1 protein-coding gene is annotated in these 4,109 nt (G+C 66.1%); it reads right to left on the bottom strand.

Annotated features, from left to right (window positions below; translation table 11 throughout):
* Window positions 1-4,109: hypothetical protein (locus tag KIH74_RS35555; protein ID WP_214160858.1), on the bottom strand; the 4,109-nt coding region annotated here is incomplete at both ends.

Raw genomic sequence — 4,109 nt, 5'->3', positions numbered from 1 at the left:
GTAGGCATGCAGTTCACGAACCGACTCGAAACGGCGTTCCAGACCGTCCGACAACCACCCCTCGGCCTGCGCGACACCCCACGCCGCATGCTCCGGAGTCAGCTTCTTGCCATCCACCCACACACCGGCCCCGGCCCCAGCGTGACTCTCATGCTGAGTGGTCGCGATCTGCCCGTCCTGGGCACCGGACGACGGAGCAAGCTGCTGATAGATGCTCCGGACCGCCTCCGCCGCCGCAACCGCGCGTTGGCGCAAGCCGTCGGTCCCCGCCCGGAAAACCTGCCTGTCGCGCCCCTCGGGTGACAGGTTGAACACGTGCACCGCCTGAAGGTCGGGCCGGTCGGCCCACACCGCCAGATGGCTGGACCCCGCGAAGGCGAACCGCCGACGCGTTCCGATCGCCCGCTTGAGGCTGTTGATCATGGCGAACTCGCGCCAGTCTGAGAACAGGCCGAAATTATGATCCCCGTGGTTCCGCTGCGCCAGCACAGCATTCTGTTCAGCCGAATTCAATCGCGGGTCCAGCTGAACCCGATCGATCAGGGCATCGATCACAGCATCGACGAAGTCGCGCAGCGCATTAAGGAAAACATTTCCGTAATAAGCATCTCCGTTCTCCCGACGCACTGCTTCAAAAGCTTCCACCAAGGAGCCCTTATTGACGTGATCAACGAACGGAGCCAATATCGGGTAGTTATGATGATAGACAGCGATCAGATGCTGTTCGCTGTCACTGATCCGTTCGTCAACGCCGGGGCCCCGTGTCGAAACATCCAGCGCATAACCCCATTGGTACAAGAGTTTGACTCGCCAGATTTCCAGGTCATATGGATGATTCGCGGCGATCCGGGCGGGGTCGTCCAGCTGGATACGCAGATCGGCAATTATCTGCCCCAGCGTGGCGAAGCCTGACGACAGGGCGAACGGTCGCCAGTCGTCCGGCACCGCCAGCCCGAGCTCACCGAACCGGGCAGTAAGATCTTGCTCATACATGCCTTGCAGCTGCGGGAACCCGGAAGAAATGTCGTACGGAATCTCCTCGTGCACGAAGGTCGGAACACCGTGCGTCCTGACGTCGTAATTCGCGAGCATCCGGGCGAAGACGGCCCAGCCGGTGAGCTCGTCAGTGTGGGTCTCGCCCAAGGCGATCATCCCGTGGCGCGGGAAGCGCAAGAAGACGTCCCGACCGCCCTCTGCATCCACACTGATCACGTGATCGAGCTGTCCACGCACGTACTGAGTCAACTCCTCAGTACTCTCAAAGTGCCGGACCCGGCCGTCCTCAGCCAGAGGCCGTACGCTGGGCATGTTCAGGAGGCGATGGCCCGGGCCAATCCACTCCTGGCCCACCCACAGGCCGCTCAGCGGACTCCTCCGGAGGCCGGCCTGGCCGGCTGAGGAGTACGGGTCCATCTGTTGAGCGACGAGGTCGTCGACCGATGCTGCCCCCTCATCCGCCTCCATCTCGGCCTCGGAGGAGTTCCCCGACTCGGATGCCGATTCCCCGGAGCTCTCGGCGTCGAGGACCAGCTGGCCCAAATCTTCCTGCAGCAGTACGGCCACCGCGTACTTGTCCTCGGCGGTGAAATTCCAATAATCTTGGTAATTTTCGACGCTCGGGACCCAGCCGGCGACATCTGCCGGACGACTTCCCCAGTCGTCCTCCTCGTCAGCCACGTTCACGGGCTCGTCGCTGTCGCTGTGGCTGTCGCCGTCGCTGTCGCTGTCGCTGTGGCTGTGCCCGAGTCCGGGGCCGCCCTTGGCTATCACGTCCAGGACGTGCCAGCTCAGCTGGGTGAGAGTTGCCGCCGGAGGCCTCGACGTCCTCACTTGATCAAGGATGGCTTCGAGGACCTCGTCTTCCGGCAACGTCACCGGTCGGCCGTCCGCTTCGGTCATCCGCGCGGCGTTCGCACGCAGAGCGAGCAGAGCAGCGCGTTGCCTGTCGCTGGTCGAGGGCCGAGGCGGTGGCTCCTCCAGGTGCACCTCGAATTGGCGCCCTGAGGACGCCTGCTGGACGGGCGGCGTGGGGTCTCGGCGCTGCCCGACGACGACGACGATCCCCGGCGGCTGGCCCTGGGACATGTGGACGCCCACACTCACCAGGACGAAATCGTCTGGCGCGTCCTGTGCCTGCAGGCGTACGACCCTTTCGACGTTCTCGTTGCCCGTCGCGGCAGCCTCGGCGACCATGCTGCGGATGTGGGCGGGCTCAAGCGCCCGCACCATTCCCTGCACCCCTGACCAGTTGCCGCCCGTAACGGAATTGGGCACCAGGCCGTCCACACCGAGACGGATTCTGCGCAACCACAGCTTCAACAGCATCTGGTGTCGGAGGCTTTCCAGGTCCTCGGCCCGCAGCCCGTACCAGTCGGCCTCCCGCCCTGGACGCCATCTCCCGGAGGCGTCGTTCACGCTCATCTGGTCCAGCACCAGCCGGGCGATCTGGCGGACGTCGTCGTCCACGGAGCTGTGCGCCCCGCCCACCATGCTCCGGTTCGGCAGACCCAGAACGGGCCGGAAAGCGTTCAGGATCTCCCGGTCGGTGGCGCCGACGGACAGCGGCTCGAGCAGGACGGTCGGGGGCAGAGTGCTCAGATGCCGCTGGATGCCAACATGGATCGGCTGGACGGTTTCTGTACCGCGCTGAAGGACGAAGACGACGTCGGGCGTCCGCTCCTTCAGTGACCCGATTTCGGGGACGACCCGGACGAAGACCCTCCGACTGTCCGTCACCCCCCCGTCCGTCGAGTCCCAGGCACTCTTGACCAGCTTTCGCACCCGGTCGGCCAGCGTCTGTTCGTCGGACCGGGTGACCTTGGCGTCACCACGGACGAACACCACCTGCGGGCGCACGAGCAGAACGATGCCCTCCGCCCCGTCGTGCACGTCCGCCGTGAACCCGTGCGGCGCCGTGACCGGTGCGAGTGACGACCGAACAGCCGTCTCGGACAAGGCATCGACCAGGAACTTCAACATCTCGACGTCAGGGTTGTCCAGCCCCGCACGGACCAGATCCAGTTCCTTCTGGACGCCCTCCCGCACTTGCTCGTCATCGCCGATCAACTGCTGCAGGGACAGATCAGGGTTCAGGGACTGGTTCAGGGTGTGGAGGGAATCCATGTCCTCCTGCTCGGCCGCCAGCAGAGCATCCTGCAAGTTCCACTGCACCAGGCGCCAGACCATCCGCCCGTCCACGTTCCCGCGCTCCATCCCCAGCGCCAGATCGCCCAGACGCTCTGCCTCCCGGGCAATATCGATGGGCACAGACTCCGACGCGTTCAGCTGCGCCCGGCTCCGGATGCGGGCGAGGTTCTGGCCGAGCCGGGCCAGTGTGTACCGCTGCGAGCTGTGTAGAGACTCCTCGCTGTTGAGGTACTCCCTGACCTTCAGGGCGTCCGGCGCCCGGAGGACGTTCGGGCCGAGGGCGGACCGGAGCAGCGCCATGACCTTGTTGTTGGACGCCTGCCGGCGAATTGCCTCCGCGATGCCCGTGGTAGCCGGCTTCTGCGGATCCATGGCTTGCTGGATTTCCGTGCGCGCCAGGCGGATGAGGTCGCCGTCCGGGAGCTCGTGCAGTCCGCCGGGAGGCAGGACCCCCCTGCGGAACTCCAGCTGCTCCACCAGGTGAACCAGCCCCGGCAGCCACGAGCGCAGGACCACCGCACTGCGTAGCACGACCAACATCTGCTCCGCCGAGGGCAGGCGGCCCGGTTCGGCCAGATCCACCTGGACGGGCGTCCGGCCGAACACGCTGACGACCGCCCGAGCCGGCTGCTCGAGAAGGCCCTCGACGGTCGTCCTGGCGTCGCCGTTCTCCCTGTCGTCCGCGAGACGCGCCAGGACGGTCCGGACCAGGCCCGCAAGCGTCAGGTCCCCGGTCGGCCCGGCGATCGACAGCTCGTTCAGGTGACGGATGCCTTGCTCCCGGAGGCTTTTACGAACTTCGGGATGGGCGGCCAGGAACTGCTCAGCCACCACCCGGATCACGGCCCGGTCATGACCGGCCAGCCACTCCCGCACCCCGGGCGGGAGCACGCCCACCCGGGCCGGCAACTCCACCAGCGGCTCGAGTTCGGGTCCGTCCGGGTCGCCGCTGTCTCGTGCGG

Source organism: Kineosporia corallincola, assembly GCF_018499875.1.
GTDB classification, from domain to species: Bacteria; Actinomycetota; Actinomycetes; order Actinomycetales; family Kineosporiaceae; genus Kineosporia; species Kineosporia corallincola.
This window is presented reverse-complemented; position numbering and strand designations above follow the sequence as displayed.